This window comes from Candidatus Pelagibacter sp. HIMB1746, from assembly GCF_052047555.1.
Lineage (GTDB): Bacteria > Pseudomonadota > Alphaproteobacteria > Pelagibacterales > Pelagibacteraceae > Pelagibacter.
The window spans coordinates 63181-83000 of sequence record NZ_JBNAJZ010000006.1 but is presented as its reverse complement, the minus strand read 5'-3'; the positions used below and the strand labels follow the sequence as shown (position 1 = coordinate 83000).

The window sequence follows — 19820 nt, the reverse complement described above, 5'->3', positions numbered from 1 at the left end:
CTTATTTCATTGTTGGCATTACAAATTCTGCGTTTGTACGCACACCTGAAGGCCATCGTGATGTTACAGTTTTAAGTTTAGTATAGAATTTTATTCCTTCCATGCCATGCATACCACTATCTCCAAATAATGATCTTTTCCAACCACCAAAACTATGAAAGGCCATAGGAACTGGAATTGGAACATTGATACCAACCATTCCTACTTGAATTTTACTAGCAAATGTTCTGCCTACATCACCATCTCTGGTATAAATGCTTACTCCATTTCCGTATTCATGATCATTGATTAGTTTTGCAGCCTCTTCAAAAGTTTTAACTCTAATTACAGATAGAACTGGGCCAAAAATTTCTTCTTTATAAATTCTCATGTCTTTATTAACGTGATCAAATAAACAACCACCTATATAAAACCCGTTTTCATAACCTTGAAGTTTTAAGTTTCTTCCATCGACAACTAATTTAGCACCTTCTTCAACTCCTAAATCAACATAACTTTTTACTTTTTCTAAATGCTCTTTTGTAACCAGAGGTCCCATCTCTGAAGTTTTATCCATACCGGGTCCTACTTTTAAAGCCTCTGCTTTTTTTGAAAGTCTTGAAACTAGTTCATCACCAATATCTCCAACAGCAACAGCAACAGATTGAGCCATACATCTCTCACCTGCAGATCCATAAGCTGCACCCATCAATCCATTTACTGCACCATCCAAGTCACAATCTGGCATAACTACTAAGTGATTTTTTGCACCTCCAAGTGCTTGTACTCTTTTTTCATTTTTAGCTGAATTTTCGTAGATATATTTTGCAATTGGAGTGGATCCAACAAAGCTTACAGCTTTAATATCTTTATTTTCTAAAATTGCATCAACAGCTTCTTTGTCGCCATTAACAACGTTAAATACTCCCTCAGGCAATCCAGCTTCACTAAGTAACTCTGCTAATCTAAGTGGACATGAAGGATCTTTTTCTGAAGGTTTTAATATAAATGTATTTCCACAAGCAATTGCTATTGGAAACATCCACATTGGTACCATTGCTGGAAAATTAAATGGAGTAATTCCAGCTACTACCCCTAGAGGTTGTCTCATTGACCAACTATCAACATTTGTTCCAACGTTTTCTGAGTATTCACCTTTTAATAAATGAGGAATTCCACAAGCAAACTCTACTACTTCAAGCCCTCTTGTTAAAGATCCTCTAGCATCCTCAAAAACTTTTCCATGCTCTGATACTATTAGCTTTGTTAACTCATCAGAGTTTTTTTCTATTAATTCTTTAAATTTAAATATTATCCTTGCTCTTTGTAAGGGGGGTTTCGCAGACCAAGTTTCAAATGCTTTTTTAGCTGCTTCTACAGCTTGATCTAAATCAGATTTACTTGCAAGTCTAACCTCAGATTCTTGTTCTCCAGTTGCAGGATTAAATACTTTTCCTTTTCTATCAGATGAACCTGGAATTATTTTTCCATTAACGAAGTGCTCTATTAATTTCATGAATACGGTCTTTTAAATCAAAAAAACTTAATAGTCTATTTAAACATTGGCCGTAGCTAACATTTTTTTAATTTCTGCAATTGCTTTTGCTGGATTTAGGCCTTTAGGACAAGCATTTGTACAATTTAAAATAGTATGACATCTGTAAAGTTTTAATTCATCAGCAACTTTTTTTAATCTTGCTTTTCTTTCTTCGTCTCTACTATCAACGATCCATCTGTAAGCTTGTAGAAGGACTGCTGGACCTAAGTATTTATCTCCATTCCACCAATAACTTGGGCAAGATGTTGAACAACATGCACACATAATACATTCATAAGCACCATCAAGTTTTGCTCTATCTTCTTGAGATTGATAAATTTCTGTTGTTTCTTTTTTTGAATTATTTTTTAACCAGGGTTCAATAGATTGATACTGTTTATACAAACCATCTAAATCTCCAATTAAATCTCTTTTAACTTTCAAGTGCGGTAGCGGATATATGTCTATATCTCCATCAATTTCCGAATGCGGAGTTGTGCATGCTAAACCATTTTTGCCACCCATGTTCATAGCACAAGAACCACAAACTCCATGAGCACAAGATCTTCTATAAGCTAATGTTGGGTCAATTTCGTTTTTAATTTTATTTAAAATATCTAAAACTTTTGAAGGACAATTATCCATATCAACTTCATAAGTATCAATTCTTGGATTTTCTTCAGTAGAAGGGTCCCATCTATAAACATTTACTCTTCTAAGATTTTTAGAGCCTGTTTTATCTTTAAAATATTTACCTTTTTTGACTTCAGAATTTTTTGGTAAATTCAATTGTACCATTAGTATACCCGCTCTTGTGGTGGAAAATATTGAACTTCATTAGTCAAAGTTGACTTGTGGACTGGTCTATAACTAATTTTTGTATTTTTTCCATCACACCAAGCAAGAGTATGTTGCATAAATTTATCATCATCTCTTTTTGGATAATCATCTCTTGCATGAGCTCCTCTGCTTTCTTTTCTGTGATATGCAGATTCTACAGTTGTTACTGCTTGTCTAATTAAATTATCAAATTCTAAAGTTTCAACTAAATCAGTATTAAATACTAAAGATCTATCTTTAACAGAAATAGAGTCCATTCCATCATAAGTTTTTCTAATATCATCAACGCCTTCTTTTAGATTTTTTTCTGTTCTAAATACTGCACATTTAGATTGCATTGTTTTTTGCATTGAAAGTCTAAGTTCTGCGGTACTATTATTTCCATCTGCATTTCTTAACTTATCAAATCTATCTAAACATTTTTGTGTCTCAGACTCAGGTAACTCTTCATGAGGAATTCCGGGTTTAACTAATTCTGCTGCTCTTTTTGCTGCTGCTCTTCCGAACACTACTAAATCAATTAATGAATTAGAGCCAAGTCTATTCGCACCATGAACAGATACACATGCTGCTTCTCCTATAGCCATCAGACCTGGAACAGTTTTTTCTGAACCATTAACAGTTAAAACTTCTGCTTTGTAATTTGTTGGAATACCACCCATATTATAATGAACTGTTGGGACAACAGGTATAGGCTCTTTTGTTACATCTACATTTGCAAATAATCTTGCAGCATCAGTAATTCCTGGAAGTCTACTTTCAATAATATCTTTATCTAAATGACTTAAGTTTAAATGAACATGATCTTGATCTTTTCCAACTCCCCTTCCTTCATTTATTTCAATAGACATTGATCTACTAACAACATCTCTTGATGCTAAATCTTTTGCATTTGGAGCATATCTTTCCATAAATCTTTCGCCCTTAGAGTTAGTTAGATAACCACCCTCACCTCTAGCACCTTCTGTTATTAACGTGCCATGACCATAAATTCCTGTTGGATGAAATTGAACAAACTCCATATCTTGAAGAGGCAATCCAGCTCTTAATACCATTGCATTTCCATCTCCTGTGCAAGTATGTGCAGATGTAGCTGAATAATAGACTTTCCCATATCCACCTGTAGCTATAATTACAGTATGTGCTCTAAATCTATGGATTGTTCCATCATTTAAATTCCATGCAATTAATCCCTTGCACGCTCCATCTTTCATTAAAAGATCTAATGCAAAATATTCTATAAAAAACTCAGTATTATGTTTTAAGGCTTGTCCATAAAGCGTATGAAGAATTGCATGACCAGTTCTATCCGCAGCAGCACATGTTCTTTGTACAATTCCATTTCCATAATTTTTTGTCATTCCACCAAAAGGTCTTTGATATATTTTTCCCTCTTCAGTTCTGCTAAATGGAACTCCATATTTTTCTAATTCTAAAACAGCTTTTGGAGCTTCTTTGCATAAATACTCAATGCTATCTTGATCACCTAACCAATCTGCACCTTTAACCGTATCATACATGTGCCATCTCCAGTCATCTTCTCCCATGTTACCAAGTGCAGCTGAGATACCTCCTTGTGCAGCAGATGTGTGGCTTCTAGTTGGAAATACTTTTGAAATACAGGCTGTTTTCAATCCAGCTTCGCTTAATCCAACAGCGGCTCTCAAGCCAGATCCACCAGCTCCTAAGACAACTACATCATATTCATGATCTATAATATTATAAGCGCTCATTATTTTAGATTAAGTAAAATTATTATTGTTAATAATGGGATAATTATAGCAGAAATATAGAGAAGTCTGTTTGCGACATATTTGGTTTTTTCATTAGAAATATAGTCCTCAAAAACCTCGCTAATACTTAAGGCAGAAAAAAAATAAGCAAAAATTAAAAATATACTAAATAAAAACTTATTTGTTTTGTTTGAAAAAAAACTAACTACTTCAGAATAATCTCCGTCATAAACTGATATGAAATTAATTATAAACCAAAACATTAAAGGGACTAAAATTATTGATGATAATTTTAAAAACACCCATTTTTTTGTAGCTAAATTCATATTAAAAAAAGTTTTTTCCGATTAAGTAAAATAAAATAGTTAAAATCAATGAACCAAAGATCACCATCAAACCTGTTATACGAGTAGTCTTCAGTTCATAGCCATAACCCATATCCATTATTATATGTCGGATTTCACTAAGTATCTGAAAACTAAAAGACCACGCTAACCCTATTGCAACAAATTTTCCAAGAAATGAATTAAAAAAAAAGTTTATCAAATCATATTTTGGTTCTCCTAAAATTAGCCAAGAAACCCAAACGCAAACTAAAGTTATTGCTAAGATATTTATTATTCCAGTTATTCTATGAGAAATAGATACTAGTGAGGATATGTGCCATCTATAAATTTGTATATGAGGAGAAAGAGGTCTTTTACTTTCCATAAAAATTATTTTTTATTAATGTTTCTGCAATTTCAACTGCATTTAAAGCTGCACCTCTAAGTAAATTGTCTGAGACAATCCACATATTTAAGCAATTCTTTTTAGTCTTATCTTCTCTAATTCTTGAAATGAATGTCTCATCTTTTCCAGCTGCTTCAAGTGGTGTTGAATATCCACCATCTTGTCTCTCATCAATAACTTTACAGCCTTCCATTTTCTCAAGACATTCTTTAATTTGATCAATTGTAAATTCTTTTTCTAATTCTAAATTTACCGCTTCAGAATGAGAAACTAAAACTGGTACTCTTACACAAGTTGCTGATAATTCAATATTTTGATCTAGAATTTTTTTAGTCTCATTGGTCATTTTTAATTCCTCTTTTGTGTATCCGTCATCGGCAAATACATCAATATGTGGAATTAAATTAAATGAAATTTGTTTTGTAAAATTTTTTGATACAATTGCTTTGTTTTCTAGTGCTAACTTAGTCTGTTCTACTAATTCATCCATTGGTGCTTTACCACCACCAGATACTGATTGATATGTAGCTACAACTACTCTTTTTATTTTAAATAAATCATGGATTGGTTTTAATGGTAAGACTAATTGTGCAGTTGAGCAATTAGGATTAGCAATAATATTTTTTTTTATATTTTTTAAGTCATCCGCATTTACTTGAGGTACAATTAAAGGAACATCAGGGTCCATTCTATAAAAACTAGAATTATCTATTACAATGCTCTCGCTTGCTGCTTTTGAGGCATAAGTTTCTGAAATTTTTCCACCCGCTGCAAAAAAAGTAATTTTTGCTTTCGAAAAATCAAAAGTCTCTAAATTCTCAACTTCTATGTCTTTACCTTTAAAATTAATTTTTGAACCAGCACTTCTTGCAGATGCAACTAAAAAAATTTCTGAAATAGGCAAATTTTTCCTCTCAAGTACTTCTAGTACTTTTCTTCCAACATTGCCTGTGGCTCCGACTATAGCTATATTCATGATGGAGTTGTTATACTAAATGAAAGGTAAATCGCAAACTTTTCCAGCGCAATTATGTCCATTTACAACAACTTTTACATTTTGCTCAGGATTCCAGTATCCTTTTTGCATCATAGCTATACCAATTACTTTTTTGAAGTGAGGTGAATAGCAAGCAGATCTTAATTCTCCAATTAGGTTGTTGTTTTCATCTGTCAAATCTAGAGAACCTGTTACACTGATTTGATTAACATCAATTTTTATACCCATCAATTTTTTGGTAATTCCTTCTTCTTTTATTTTTATTAATTTTTCCTTACCCAAAAACTTTGCATCACTATCTAAGTTAACATACTTGTCAAAACCACACTCAAACGGGTTATCATTGTTATCCATATCGTTTCCAAATGATAAAAGAGCACTTTCAATTCTCTCTATTAAATTAGGGCATCCAGGCTTAACATTAAATTCTTTACCAGCTTCAAATAAATGATCATATAATTTTTGACCAGACTCTGTATTTTGAACATAAATTTCATAGCCACCTTGCTTAGACCAACCTGATTGTGCAATTAAATGGTCAACTCCTTCAAAATTAAAATAATCAAATCCAAAAAATTTCAATTTAGTTATTTTTTCACCAAATACTTTTTCCATTAACTTGAATGATTTTGGACCTTGAACAGCCATGATGTCTACATTTGGTTCAAAGATTTTAACATCAAATTTATTTCCAATTGCTAATCCTTTTGCAAATAAAATTACATCAGAGTCTGCAATGGATATCCACCATTTCTCCTGACTTAATCTCAGCACTACAGGATCATTAATTAATCCACCCTGGTCATCTATAATAGGACAATAATAACATCTACCATCTTTAGATTTAGATAAATCTCTACAAGTCATTAATTGAACTAATTTAGCTGAGTCTTTTCCTGAAATTTCAACTTGCCTTTCCGCTGCAACATCCCAAATTTGAACATGTTCTTTTAAGTGATGATAAGAATCTTCTACGGATCCAAATGCTGCTGGAAGCAACATATGATTATAAATTGTATAAGCTGTTACACCTTGTTTTTCTATTCTTGATGTATATGGTGTACTTCTAAGTCTTCTAGATTTTGCTATTGAATAATTTTTCATTTATTTAAAAATTCTAAAACCTTGTCCCGCATTTCAAATGCTTTTTCAATCATAATCATATGCCCACATCCTTCTATTACATGAATAGTTGAATTTTTGATTAATTGAGAGAATTTTTTTCCAGATTCTAAATTAACCATTTTATCTAAAGAACCAAAAACAAACATTGATGGAACCTCGATGGATACAGCTGCAGTTGAGCCATTTTTGTATTTATTACAAGCTATAAGATCTACAGCAAGTATTTCACTAATATCTTTTGGAGATTGAATAATTCTTTCAACTGGATTTCCACCTATAAATTTTTTTGAACCTTCATATCCCCACTTCATCATTAATTTTACTGCATCAGAATCTCCATTTTCTGCAAGCTCAATCAAATCAGGATGAACAGGCATTTTATTAGATCCACCTACAAAGACTATTTTTTTTAGTCTATCTTTGTATCTATGGGAATACTCAAGTATTTCTAAACATCCTTGTGAATGACCAACTAAAATTAAATTTTGAAGATCTAAGGCATCAAATACAAGTTCCAACCATTCTGCTATCTCCTCAATAGTTTTTAAACATGGCCCCTCAGAATTTCCATGTCCTGGTAAATCAATAGATAATACATTGAAATTGTTATTTGAAAAAAATTGCTCACTTAATGACCAAACAATATGAGATAAACCACTTCCATGAAGAAAAACAATGGTATCTTTGTTTTTATCTATACCTTTGCCATTGTCTGAAGCAAAAATACTTTTATTTTCGATTTCAAATATCAATTAGATTCCTAAACTTTTTTTCTCAGTTCAAACTTCTGTATTTTTCCAGTTGATGTCTTAGGTAGTTCGCAAAAAACGACCTTTTTGGGAACTTTAAATCCAGCCAAAGTTTCTTTACAAAAATCAATTAATTCTTTTTCAGTAACAGGCTTATCTTGAACCATCTCGATGAAAGCACAAGGTACTTCTCCCCATTTTTCATCTGGTTTAGCAACTACTGCTGCTATTGAAACTGAAGGATGTTTAGATAAAGTATTTTCAATTTCTATTGATGAAATATTTTCTCCCCCTGAGATAATAATATCTTTAGATCTATCTTGAATTTTTACATATCCATCAGGAAACATAACTGCCAAGTCACCACTATGAAACCATCCATCTTTCATTGCTTTGTCTGTAGCTTCTTTATCTTTAAAATAACCCTTCATTACTACGTTTCCTCTAATCATGATCTCACCGATAGTTTTTCCATCTTTAGGAACTTCTTTCATCGTCTCTGGATCTAAAACTGTTACTCCTTCTGTATTGGGATACCTTACTCCTTGTCTTGCTTTAATATCATTTTGTTTATCTTCATCTAAATCATTCCATCCATCATTCCACGCACATTGTGTAACATGACCATATGTTTCTGTAAGACCATAAACATGCATAACTTCAAATCCAAGAGATTTCATTTTTTTAAAAATAATACTTGGCGGAGGTGCTCCAGCAGTTAAGACGTAAACTTTATGCTTTAATTTTTTTCTATCACTTTCTGGAGCTCCTGTTATCATATTTAAAACTATTGGTGCTCCTCCAAAATGAGTAACGTCATATTTATCAATAAGCTCAAAAATTTTCTTAACATCAATATTTCTTAAGCAAATTGTTCTTCCATTTAACATTGGAACTGTCCATGGATAGCACCAGCCATTACAATGAAACATAGGTACAACTGTTAAAAAGTTTAAACGATTAGGCATATTCCAGGCAACAGTACTTCCCGTGGACATTAAGTACGCACCTCTATGATGGTAAACAACACCTTTAGGATTGCCAGTTGTACCTGAAGTATAACTTAAAGATATTGCCTGCCATTCATCATCAGGCATTTTCCAATCAAAATTCTCATCTCCAGTATTTAAAAAACTTTCGTATTCTAAGTCTCCAATTTTTTCTAATTTTGATTGATCAGCATGTTTGTCATTAATATCTATAACAGTGATTTTTTTATTTAAATTTTTTAAAGCTTTTTTTACTTCTACATGTAATTGTCTATCTACAACCAATACCTTCGCATCACTGTGATTTAAAATATAATTAATTGTATTGGCATCTAATCTTATATTTATTGTGTTTAAAACTGCTCCTGTCATTGGAACTGAGTAGTGTGCCTCAAAAATTTCAGGAGTATTAAAAGCTAAAAAAGATACTGTGTCTCCTTTTTGAATACCAATTTTAGAAAGTGCACTGGCAAATTTTACTGCTCTTTTATAAACTTCATTCCAAGTATAGCTTCTATCCTCATAAACTATAGCCTCATAATCAGGATAAACATCTTTGGCTCTTTGTAAAAATGTTAGTGGTGTTAATGGAACATAATTTGCATTATTTCTATCCAGATTAATGTCGTAATGATTCATTATTAATTAAATTTAAATTTCATTATATTTGAGCTACCTGAAACTGCAGATTTATAATGATATTCTGCTCTTGGTAACACTTTTTCAAAGTAGAATGTAGCTGTATTAATTTTGTCTGAATAAAACTCTTTATTTTCTTCATAATCTTTAAAACTAATTTCTAAGATTTTTATCCATGAAAAAGCAATCGAAATATAACCAAGTGTTTTTAAATAGTCATTTGCAGCTGCAGAAACATCATCTTTTTCGATTTTACCTTTATCTACAATCCAACCAGTGAACTTTGATAAAATATCAAGATAATATGTAAGATCTTTTGTAAAAGATTTTACCTTTTCATGTTTGTTTTCACATTCAGATTTTATCATTTCTAAAAATTTAGAAATTACATCACCATTTCTATTTATTAATTTTCTAAATACTAAATCAGCAGCTTGAACTGAATTAGTTCCTTCGTATATAGGTGTGATTCTGTTATCTCTGTATAACTGTTCAATACCTTGGTCTTTAGTATAACCGTACCCTCCATGAATCTGCATAGCATCGCTCGTAATCTCCATGGCTAAATCAGTAAATAAAGATTTAACTACAGGTGTCATCAAAGAAACATAATCAGAAGCTTCCTGTTTAATTTTTTCATCTGGATGATGAAGACTAACTTCAGTTTGTTGAGACAACCAAAAGCATAAAGCTCTTTCTCCCTCAATTATTGATTTCATGTTTAATAAAGTTCTTCTTATGTCTGCATGGTCAATAATAAAATCTGCACCATTTGTAGATTTAGAATTATTAGTTTTTCCTTGTTTTCTCTCTTTTGCATAAGCAAGTGAATTTTGGTAAGCAATTTCTGAAATACCCAATCCCTGAATACCGACTACAATTCTCTCAAGATTCATCATGGTAAACATTGCATTTAAACCTTTGTCCTTAGGACCAATCATGTATCCTGTTGCATCATCAAAGTTTAAGACACAAGTTGCTGAACCTTTAATTCCCATTTTTGTTTCAATAGATCCTGTTGAAATACCATTTCTTTGTCCAACCGATCCATCTTGATTTACTAAAAACTTGGGTACTAAAAATAAACTTATTCCTTTTGTTCCAGAAGGAGAGTCGGTAGATCTTGCTAAGACTAAATGAACAATATTTTCTGTTAAGTCATGATCACCTGATGTGATAAAAATTTTTTGGCCAGTTATTTTATAAGTTCCATCAGATTGACTAACTGCTTTTGTTTTAAGTAAACCTAAATCGGTACCACAAACAGGTTCAGTTAAGCACATCGTGCCACTCCATTTACCTTCTACAATTTTAGGTAAATATTTATCTTTTATTTCATCAGTAGCGTGATGATTAATACAATTGTATGCTCCAATACTTAATTCACTATAAAGTTTAAAAGATAAACTAGCTGAAGATAGCATTTCGTCAAAAAAAGCACTCACTGTTTTTGGCATTCCTTGACCACCATATTTTGGATCACATGTCAATGAAGTCCATCCATCCTCAATATATTTTTGATAAGCTTCTTTGTATCCTGGTGGTGTTCTGACTACACCATTTTCTAAAACTGCCGGATTTTCATCGCCTGCTTTAGCAAGTGGTAAAATTAAATTTTGATTGATTTTAGCTGCTTCTTCTAAAATATCTTTAACCAAATCTGAGCTAACTTCATTATATCTTTCAAGATCATTATAATTTTTATTATCTCTTAATTTTTCATAGAGAAACATCATATCTTTAACAGGTGCAGAATAACTTGGCATTTGAAAAGCTTAGAATACTTAGAGGTTTATTGCAATTTTGAAATTATCGCGTCACCCATTTGCGAAGTAGATACTTCTTTCATACCCTCAGAAAGGATATCTTTCGTTCTTAGACCATCATTTAACACAGCTTGAACCGCATTTTCCAAAGCATCAGCTTCATTATCAAGATCTAAAGAATATCTTAAAGCCATTGCAAAACTTAGTACTGTTGCTATTGGATTTGCTAGCCCTTTTCCTGCAATATCAGGAGCTGAGCCATGTATGGGTTCATACATTGCTCTCATTTCACCATCTTTATTTTTTGCACCTAAAGATGCAGAAGGTAATAACCCTAAAGATCCTGTTAACATTGAAGCTTGATCTGAAAGCATATCACCAAATAGATTATCAGTAACAATTACATCAAATTGTTTTGGATTTCTAAGTAATTGCATTGCACAGTTATCTGCAAGCATATGACTTAACTCAACATCTTTGTATTCTTTTTCATGAAGTTCCTGAACTTCTTCTTTCCATAGTTGTCCAGCTTCCATTACATTAGATTTCTCACAAGAGGTAACTTTGTTTGATCTTTTTCTAGCAAGATCAAAAGCAACTCTTGCAACTCTAGTAATTTCACTAGTAGTATAAGTATGAGTGTTTATTCCTTTTCTTTCACCATTTTCTATTGGTTTAATACCTCTCGGTTCACCAAAATAAATTCCACCAGTTAATTCTCTTACAATCATTATATCTAAACCAGAAACCACTTCTGGTTTAAGTGTTGATGCGCCAACTAATTGTTCAAAACATATTGCAGGCCTCAAGTTTGCAAATAATTTTAGTTCTTTTCTTAATTTTAATAAAGCTCTCTCGGGTTTTTTTGAAAACTCAATATTATCCCACTTGGGTCCTCCTACTGCACCAAGCATAACAACTTCACTCTCTAAAGCTTTATAAAAAACTTCGTCTGTTATAGGTGTACCGTGTTTATCGTAAGAACATCCACCAGCAAGATCTTCATCTATTTCAAAGTCTAAAGATTTTTTATCATTGAACCAGTTAATTATTTTTTTAACTTCTCCAATTACTTCAGGCCCAATACCATCTCCTGGTAATAATAGAATTTTTCTTTTTTTTACTTTAATCATTAAAAACCCAAGGTTTTTTATCTTTTAATTGATTTTCAAAATTTTCAATTTTGTCAGATTTTTTCAAAGAAAGTGCAATGTCATCTAATCCTTCTAGCAAACATTTTTTCTTAAATGGATCTATTTCAAATTTAATTTCATTGTTTCCATAAATAATTTTTTGATCATTTAAGTCTACAGAAATTTCCTCTTTTCTATTTGCGTATTCAGAAAGTTCTTTTATTTTTTCTTCTTCAAGAATTATTGGTAAAATTCCATTTTTAAAACAATTACTATAAAAAATATCAGCATAACTTGAACTAATCACACAAGTAATTCCAAAATCTAACAATGCCCATGGAGCATGCTCTCTTGATGAACCACATCCAAAATTGTTTCCTGCAATTAAAATTTTTGAGTTGTTAAATGGTTCCTGATTTAATACAAAATCATTAATTTCTTTTCCATTATCGTCATATCTCATTTCAAAAAACAAATTTTTTCCAAGTCCAGTTCTTTTTATTGTTTTTAAAAATTGCTTAGGAATAATCATATCTGTATCAATATTTACGATTGGTAAATAAGCTGGAATACTTTTTAATGTATTAAATTTTTGCATTTAATTTTGATACTTTCTTACATCATCTAAATTACCAGAGATTGCAGCTGCAGCTGCCATCCCAGGGCTTACTAGATGCGTTCTGCCGCCTCTTCCCTGTCTTCCTTCAAAGTTTCTGTTTGAAGTAGATGCACATCTTTCCTCTGGTTTTAATTTATCTGCATTCATTGCTAAACACATAGAACAGCCTGGCTCTCTCCATTCAAATCCTGAATTTACAAATATTTTATCTAAACCTTCTTGCTCAGCTTGTTCTTTAACTAATCCTGACCCGGGAACTACAATAGCATTTACATGAGATGATATTTTTTTGTCCTTTAAGATTTTGGCAGCTTCCCTTAAATCTTCAATTCTTCCATTTGTACAGCTTCCAATAAATACTTTATCTATCTTGATATCAGTTGCTGCCATATCAGGTGTTAATCCCATATATTTTAGTGCTCTTTCAATTGAGTTCTTTTTATCCTCATCTTTTTCATTTTGAGGATTAGGTACTTTTCCATCAATTGTAATTACATCTTGAGGTGAGGTTCCCCAAGTAATCATCGGTAATATATCATTTGCATTAAGATTTATTTCTTTATCAAAACTTGCATCAGCATCTGTTTTTAAATTTTTCCAGTATTCCAGTGCCTTTTCCCAATTTTCTCCTTTTGGAGACATGGGTTTACCTTTTAAATATTCAAATATTTTTTCATCTGGAGCAATTAATCCAGCTCTTGCGCCACCCTCAATGGTCATATTGCAAATAGTCATTCTCTGTTCAACACTCAAAGATCTTATTAAATCTCCTGCATATTCAACTACACAACCTGTTCCACCTGCAGTACCAATCTTTCCAATGATTTGAAGTATTACATCTTTAGATGTTACTCCTAATGGAAGTGTTCCATTAACATTAATTCTAAAATTTTTTGCTTTCTTTTGAACGAGTGTTTGCGTTGCTAAAACATGTTCAACTTCAGATGTTCCAATACCAAAAGCTAATGATCCAAAAGCACCATGAGTTGCGGTATGACTATCTCCACACACAATAACTGTTCCTGGTTGAGTAAAACCTTGTTCTGGTCCAATAATATGAACAATTCCTTGTCGTTTATCATCCATACCAAAAAGCTGTACACCAAATTCCTTACAATTTGATTCTAATGTATCAACTTGTATTTTAGATTCCTGATCTGCTATCCCTTTAGTTCTATCTGTCGTTGGAACATTATGATCAGCAACAGCTAAAGTTAAATTAGGATGACGAACTTTTCTATTTGAATTTCTTAAACCTTCAAAAGCTTGTGGACTAGTAACTTCATGAATTAAGTGTCTATCGACAAACAATAAAGCTGTTCCATCTTCTTGCTGATCTACTAAATGATCATTCCAAATTTTATCGTAAAGAGTAGTGGACATTGAAAAAAAAATTATTTTTTTTCTGAAGTACTTTCTGTTGATTGTTCGGCAGTAGCTTCTTCTGTCTTAGGGGCTTCTTCTTTTGGAGCTTCTGCAGCTGGTGCTACATTTTCTTCAGTAACTGTTTCAGGTTTTGCATCAACATCAATACCAATTTTTTTTCTAATTTTTTCTGCAATCCTTGCTGATTTACCTGTTCTATCTCTTAGATAGTATAATTTTGCTCTTCTTACTTTTCCTGATCTAATAACTTTAATTGAGTCAATTAGAGTTCCATAAAGTGGAAATGTTCTTTCAACACCTTCACCAAAAGAAATTTTTCTAACTGTGAAAGACGAGTTTAAATCTCTGCTTTTTTTTGCAATACAAACGCCTTCAAAATATTGAATTCTCTCTTTTTTTCCCTCTGTAATTCTGACACCTACTTTAACTACATCTCCAGGGTAGAATTCAGGTATCTTTTTTTCTGAAAGTATTTTTTTAACGTTATGTTGATTTATCTCTTCAATTGTTTTCATAGTTATATTTATCAAATTAATTCTTCTTATATTTTTCCCATAAATCTGGTCTTCGGACGCGTGTTATAGCCTCAGATTGAGATAAACGCCAGTGTTTAATTTTACTGTGATCTCCTGACAAAAGTACTTCTGGAACCGCTTTTTCCTCCCAAATTTGAGGTTTTGTGAACTGAGGATACTCTAATAATCCATTTTCAAAACTTTCGTTTACTGTAGAATTCTCATTTCCCAGAACACCGGGTAAAAGTCTCAAAATACTATCAATCACCACAAATGCTGCTGACTCTCCTCCTGATAAAATAAAGTCTCCAATACTAACTTCTTCTATATTTCTCGTGCTTAACACTCTTTCATCAACTCCTTCAAAGTGTCCACAAATTATCGAAACCGATTTTTCCTTTGATAGTTCTTTGGCATAATTTTGATCAAATTTTTTTCCTCTTGGAGATAAATATAATATTTTTTCTCCCTCATTTTTATTTTGATCTAATGATTTTGCTAATACATCAGCTTTCATCAACATGCCTGAACCACCTCCATAAGGAGTATCATCTACAGTTTTGTGTTTATCCTCAGCAGCATCTCTAATGTTTACTACTTTTAAATTCCAAATATTTTTAGACATTGCTTTTCCATATAGACCTTTAGACAAAGGACCAGGAAAAATATCTGGATAAAGTGTAAACACTTGAGCTTGCCACATAGATTATCTTTAGTTTATTTTTTTTCCTCAGCTGGAGCTTCTGCTGCTGGAGCTGCTTCCTCTTTAGGAGCTTCTGCTGCTGGAGCTGCTTCCTCTTTAGGAGCTTCTGCTGCTGGAGCTGCTTCCTCTTTAGGAGCTTCTGCTGCTGGAGCTGCTTCTGCTGCTGGAGCTGCTTCTGCTGCTGAAGCTTTAGGAGCTTCTGCACCATCTTCCTCTTTTTTATTTCTTTCTTTCTTAGGGACAGCTTTATTTGGATTATTTCCAGCTGCTGGCATAGGGATTAAATCATTTTCACCTAAAATTCTTGCAACTCTTGTTGTTGGTTTAGCGCCTTGACCTAGCCAATATTTAATTCTTTCAGCTTCAAGACCTACTCTTTCTTTTTTATCTTTAGGAAGTAGTGGGTTAAAAAAACCAACTTTTTCTATAAATCTTCCATCTCTTGGGAAACGACTGTCAGCTACAACAACTTTGTAAACTGGTCTCTTTTTAGAGCCTCCCCTTGATAATCTAAGTTTTAACATTTGTTCTCCTTATTTTATTATTTTAGTTTATTAAATAGCTCTGGTGGTATCCCTTGATCAGACATACCTTTCAGATTTCCTTTTGACATCTTTTTCATCATTTCAGACATCATTTTAAATTGCTTAAGCAATTTATTGATAGTGGCTGGATCTGTGCCAGAGCCATTAGCAATTCTTTTTTTTCTTGAACCATCAATTACTTTTGGATTCTCTCTCTCTTTTTTTGTCATTGATAAAATGATAGCTTCGTTTTTTGTTATGATACTTTCGTCAATCCCTGCTGAATCCATTTGAGATTTAATTTTAGATACTCCTGGCATAAAAGACATGATCCCCTCAATGCCTCCCATTTTTTTCATTTGTCTTAATTGAGAAAGGTAATCTTCCATAGAAAATTGACCCTTTTTTAAATTTTCTTCAGCTTTTTTAATGTTCTCTTCGCCTAAATCTTGAGCAGCTTTTTCTACAAGAGAAACAATGTCTCCCATTCCTAAAATTCTATTTGCTATTCTATCTGGATGAAATACCTCAAAATTTTCTATTTTTTCACCTATACCCAAAAATTTTATTGGAACATTTGATACATATTTCATACTCACGGCAGCTCCACCTCTCGCATCACCGTCAGCTCTAGTTAATATTATTCCAGATAAGTTAACTGTGTTTTTGAACTCTTTTGCAACTGAAGCAGCAACTTGACCTGTAAGAGAGTCCGCTACAAGAAAAGTTTCTGCTGGATTAATAATGCTCTCAATTTGTTTGATCTCGCTCATCATTTGTAAATCAATTTGAGTTCTCCCAGCTGTATCAAACAAAATTATATCTGCTCCATTTAGATTTGCTGCACTCATGGCTCTTTGGCAAATATCAGTTGGTTGTTGACCTTCTATAATTGGAAGTGTCAAAATATTATTCTGTTCACCTAAAGATCTAAGCTGTTCTTGTGCTGCTGGCCTATAAATGTCCAAACTGACCATCATCACTTTTTTCTTTTTATTATCTTCTAAATATTTAGCTAATTTTGCAGTAGAAGTTGTTTTACCCGAACCCTGCAAACCAACCATCATCATAGGAACTGGTGGTACAGCATTTAAATTTATGTCTACATTGCTAGAACCTAGTAAATTTACTAGCTCATCGTAGACAATTTTTACAACCATATCTCCAGGAGAAGTTGATCTTATGATTTCTTGTCCTAAAGCTTTAGGTTTTACGTTTTCAACAAATTCTTTTGCAACATCTAAAGAAACATCTGCCTCAAGTAATGCTTGTCTAATACTTCTCAAACCCTCATCTACCTGAGCTTCATTCAGAGAGGGTGCTTTTTTTAAAGAAGAAAAAATTTCTTCAAATTTATTTGTTAAATTTTCAAACATATATTTTTTTGTTACGCATAGCAGTAACGCACTAGTGGGCGAACTCTCGCTGACTAGTGTCGATCTCTTTGTTTCCAAAGACACCGCAAAGTTAATGTTTTTGCGGAAACGACAACAACCTATAATAGAGGTTCAAAAAGTCAATAAATAAGTTAAATATCTAATTATGAATATTAAAGCATTTAAAATGGACGGTTTAGGCAATGATTTTGTAATTATTGATAATAGAGAAAAAGTTACAAATCTTACGAAAGACCAAATAATTAAAATTTGTGACAGAAACTTTATAGGATGCGACCAACTTATATTAATTAATAAAGACCAAGATTACGATGCTTCAATAGAATTTTTTAACTCTGATGGTGGGGTTTCTGGTGCATGTGGAAATGGTACAAGGTGTGTGGCTGAGCTATTAGGAAAAGAAAAAAATAAAGACATGATTATATTAACAACTTTATCTGGCCATTTAAAATCTCATATTTTAGGAGAAAAATTAGTATCTACTGAAATTGGTTTGGGCAGAACTAAATGGAATGAAATTCCATTATCTCAAGAATTAGAAACTAAAAACTTAAATATTAAAATTGTTGATTCAAATAATAATGAATTTTTTGGAGGAACGGCCGTCAATGTGGGAAATCCTCATATAATTTTTTTTGTGGAAGACAACGAACAATTCAAAATAGAAAAAATTGGCCCAGAAATAGAAAACCACAAACTGTTTCCAGAAAAATGTAATGTCACAATAGCCACAATAGTAAACAAAGAGTTAATAAAAGTAAAAGTTTGGGAAAGAGGAGCTGGTTTGACAAAAGCATGTGGAACTGCAGCTTGTGCTACTGCCTTTGCTGCTAAGCAGGCAGGACTTGCTAGCGATAAAGTTAACATCGAATTTTCTACTGGAAAATTGACGATATCTATAGATGAAAACGATAGTATCCACATGAAAGGTCCTGTTTCTGATATAAAAGAAATCGATATAGAAATTTAATGGGAATTTTCGAAAAATTTAAATCAGGGTTTAAAAAAAGTGCTTCAGCTTTTACATCAGGTTTAAGAGATATAGTTGTCAAAAAAGAAATTGATGACAAAACTTTAGACAGAATTGAAGATTATTTAATTCAATCAGATGTTGGGGTAGCTTCTGCCTCAGAAATTAGAGAAATAATCTCAAAAATAAAAATAGATCCAAACAAAGATTTAACTGCTGAGATAAATAATATTCTTAAAGACTACATTATCTCAGTTATGAAACCTCTAGAAAATAATGAATTTTTTAAAAATAAAGAAAAACTTAATGCCATTTTAGTTTCTGGAGTTAACGGTGTTGGCAAAACAACAACTATTGGGAAAATTAGTAAAATATTAAAAGAAAATGGAAATAAGGTTATGTTGGCAGCATCAGATACCTTTAGAGCTGCTGCTATAGAGCAATTAGAAAATTGGGCAAAAAAAATTAATGTTGAAATTACAAAATCTTCACAAGGATCTGATCCTGCATCTGTAGCCTATAAGGCAATAGAAACTTCTATATCAAACAATTTTAATCAAGTTTTAATTGATACTGCTGGAAGATTACAAAATAAAAAAAACCTAATGGAAGAATATAAAAAAATAGCAAACGTTACAAAAAAAATAGATGAAAGTGCACCTCATGATGTGATTTTAGTTTTAGATGCAACTTCAGGTCAAAACGTTTTAAATCAAGTTGAAGAATTTAATAAAATTATCCCAATTACAGGCTTAGTAATGACAAAATTAGATGGAACAGCTAAGGGAGGAATACTTCTGGCTGTAGCCAAAAAGTATAAAATACCAATTATTGCACTTGGTTTAGGTGAAAAGGAAGATGATCTGCAAATTTTTGAAGCTGAAAAATTTGCTGATGCGTTTACACAAATTACTTAATTAAATTACTAGATATTAAAGGTTTATAGAAACTACATCTATAATTATCCTTAAATTTGTAGTGTCCGCAGTCCTTTGCAATAGAGGAAATAATGAAATCAAACTTTCCATTAGTTGGATATAAATCTAATTTCTTTTCAACAATATCGTATTTGAAATTTACTTTTAAACTTTTAACAGCACTAATCATTACCAATGTTTTGTTATCCTTTAATAGATAATAAGCAAAATCATCTGGAAAAACTGGAAAATTATATTCCTTTAAAAAATTTTTTGCTTTTCTTGGAAACCATTCATAAGAAATCAATGGTGATGATACTTCTGTTTTATAATCATATATATAGAGATCTTTAGGATAATCATTGATGTAATTACTTACTTCCCCTTTTGCTAGTATAGCCTTTTCTCTTGGTTTAAAATACAAAGCAAAATTTTCATCATGCGAGTTCATTTGATCAATAAAAAATAAATTTTCAATTGAAGACAAATTTTCTTTAGAAAAAGAAGTTCCTGAAATAAGAAAAGTCAAAAAAATATAAATGAATAATTTCTTCATGATTAGAAATTAAT

General features: G+C 32.0%; 20 protein-coding genes. 2 read left to right on the top strand and 18 right to left on the bottom strand.

Features of this window, described 5'->3' with window-relative positions; all coding sequences use genetic code 11:
- Nucleotide 1: 1 nt before the first annotated feature.
- From ACTTBM_RS07715 to ffh, 17 genes are read right to left on the bottom strand one after another with little or no spacing between them, the layout of a single operon-like run.
- The gene (locus ACTTBM_RS07715; RefSeq protein ID WP_440635422.1) at nt 2-1495 is read right to left on the bottom strand and encodes a CoA-acylating methylmalonate-semialdehyde dehydrogenase; all 1494 of its coding nucleotides are present in this window, start codon (nt 1493-1495) and stop codon (nt 2-4) included.
- Between the two features lie 39 nt (nt 1496-1534).
- Nucleotides 1535-2314 carry a succinate dehydrogenase iron-sulfur subunit gene (locus ACTTBM_RS07710; protein ID WP_262589896.1) on the bottom strand — a complete coding sequence of 260 codons (780 nt, stop codon included), beginning with the start codon at nt 2312-2314 and terminating at the stop codon, nt 1535-1537.
- Nucleotides 2314-4089, bottom strand: a complete 1776-nt coding sequence (gene sdhA, locus ACTTBM_RS07705; protein WP_440635421.1) for a succinate dehydrogenase flavoprotein subunit — start codon at nt 4087-4089, stop codon at nt 2314-2316. Before sdhA ends, ACTTBM_RS07710 begins: the two co-directional genes overlap by 1 nt.
- A complete protein-coding gene (sdhD, locus tag ACTTBM_RS07700; RefSeq protein WP_440635420.1) occupies nt 4089-4415 on the bottom strand; it encodes a succinate dehydrogenase, hydrophobic membrane anchor protein in 327 nt (108 codons plus the stop codon). The genes sdhA and sdhD overlap by 1 nt, the downstream gene beginning before the upstream one ends.
- A gap of 1 nt (nt 4416) precedes the next feature.
- A complete protein-coding gene (gene sdhC, locus ACTTBM_RS07695; RefSeq protein ID WP_440635419.1) occupies nt 4417-4800 on the bottom strand; it encodes a succinate dehydrogenase, cytochrome b556 subunit in 384 nt (127 codons plus the stop codon).
- On the bottom strand, nt 4790-5797 hold the full coding sequence (locus tag ACTTBM_RS07690; RefSeq protein WP_440635418.1) for an aspartate-semialdehyde dehydrogenase: 1008 nt from the start codon (nt 5795-5797) through the stop codon (nt 4790-4792). Before ACTTBM_RS07690 ends, sdhC begins: the two co-directional genes overlap by 11 nt.
- A gap of 15 nt (nt 5798-5812) precedes the next feature.
- Entirely contained in the window at nt 5813-6922 is a 1110-nt protein-coding gene (locus ACTTBM_RS07685; protein ID WP_440635417.1) for a dimethylsulfoniopropionate demethylase, read from the bottom strand.
- Nucleotides 6919-7695, bottom strand: coding sequence for an alpha/beta fold hydrolase (locus tag ACTTBM_RS07680; protein ID WP_440635416.1), 777 nt, complete (start codon nt 7693-7695; stop codon nt 6919-6921). Before ACTTBM_RS07680 ends, ACTTBM_RS07685 begins: the two co-directional genes overlap by 4 nt.
- An 8-nt stretch (nt 7696-7703) precedes the next feature.
- Nucleotides 7704-9320 carry an acyl-CoA synthetase gene (locus ACTTBM_RS07675; protein ID WP_440635415.1) on the bottom strand — a complete coding sequence of 539 codons (1617 nt, stop codon included), beginning with the start codon at nt 9318-9320 and terminating at the stop codon, nt 7704-7706.
- 2 nt (nt 9321-9322) lie between these two features.
- Entirely contained in the window at nt 9323-11086 is a 1764-nt protein-coding gene (locus ACTTBM_RS07670) for an acyl-CoA dehydrogenase family protein (protein ID WP_440635414.1), read from the bottom strand.
- A 26-nt stretch (nt 11087-11112) separates the two neighbouring features.
- Nucleotides 11113-12219, bottom strand: a complete 1107-nt coding sequence (gene leuB / locus ACTTBM_RS07665) for a 3-isopropylmalate dehydrogenase (RefSeq protein ID WP_440613683.1) — start codon at nt 12217-12219, stop codon at nt 11113-11115.
- Nucleotides 12212-12817: a 3-isopropylmalate dehydratase small subunit gene (leuD, locus tag ACTTBM_RS07660; RefSeq protein ID WP_440635413.1), complete on the bottom strand. Its 606-nt coding sequence runs from the start codon at nt 12815-12817 to the stop codon at nt 12212-12214. Before leuD ends, leuB begins: the two co-directional genes overlap by 8 nt.
- Entirely contained in the window at nt 12818-14221 is a 1404-nt protein-coding gene (gene leuC, locus ACTTBM_RS07655) for a 3-isopropylmalate dehydratase large subunit (RefSeq protein WP_440635412.1), read from the bottom strand.
- An 11-nt stretch (nt 14222-14232) separates the two neighbouring features.
- Complete coding sequence (gene rplS / locus ACTTBM_RS07650) at nt 14233-14739, bottom strand: 50S ribosomal protein L19 (protein ID WP_440635411.1); 507 nt, start codon at nt 14737-14739, stop codon at nt 14233-14235.
- 16 nt (nt 14740-14755) lie between these two features.
- A complete protein-coding gene (gene trmD / locus ACTTBM_RS07645; RefSeq protein WP_075506095.1) occupies nt 14756-15442 on the bottom strand; it encodes a tRNA (guanosine(37)-N1)-methyltransferase TrmD in 687 nt (228 codons plus the stop codon).
- A 14-nt stretch (nt 15443-15456) separates the two neighbouring features.
- Nucleotides 15457-15966, bottom strand: coding sequence for a 30S ribosomal protein S16 (gene rpsP, locus ACTTBM_RS07640; RefSeq protein ID WP_440635410.1), 510 nt, complete (start codon nt 15964-15966; stop codon nt 15457-15459).
- Between the two features lie 17 nt (nt 15967-15983).
- Nucleotides 15984-17342, bottom strand: a complete 1359-nt coding sequence (ffh, locus tag ACTTBM_RS07635; RefSeq protein WP_440635409.1) for a signal recognition particle protein — start codon at nt 17340-17342, stop codon at nt 15984-15986.
- 166 nt (nt 17343-17508) lie between these two features.
- Here ffh and dapF point away from each other — a divergent pair, with 166 nt between their 5' ends.
- Nucleotides 17509-18333 carry a diaminopimelate epimerase gene (gene dapF / locus ACTTBM_RS07630; protein WP_440635407.1) on the top strand — a complete coding sequence of 275 codons (825 nt, stop codon included), beginning with the start codon at nt 17509-17511 and terminating at the stop codon, nt 18331-18333.
- The gene (gene ftsY / locus ACTTBM_RS07625) at nt 18333-19250 is read left to right on the top strand and encodes a signal recognition particle-docking protein FtsY (protein WP_440635405.1); all 918 of its coding nucleotides are present in this window, start codon (nt 18333-18335) and stop codon (nt 19248-19250) included. The genes dapF and ftsY overlap by 1 nt, the downstream gene beginning before the upstream one ends.
- Here ftsY and ACTTBM_RS07620 read toward each other — a convergent pair.
- Nucleotides 19243-19806, bottom strand: a complete 564-nt coding sequence (locus tag ACTTBM_RS07620; RefSeq protein ID WP_440613676.1) for a hypothetical protein — start codon at nt 19804-19806, stop codon at nt 19243-19245. The two genes, ftsY and ACTTBM_RS07620, sit on opposite strands and share 8 nt — an antisense overlap.
- Between the last annotated feature and the right edge of the window lie 14 nt (nt 19807-19820).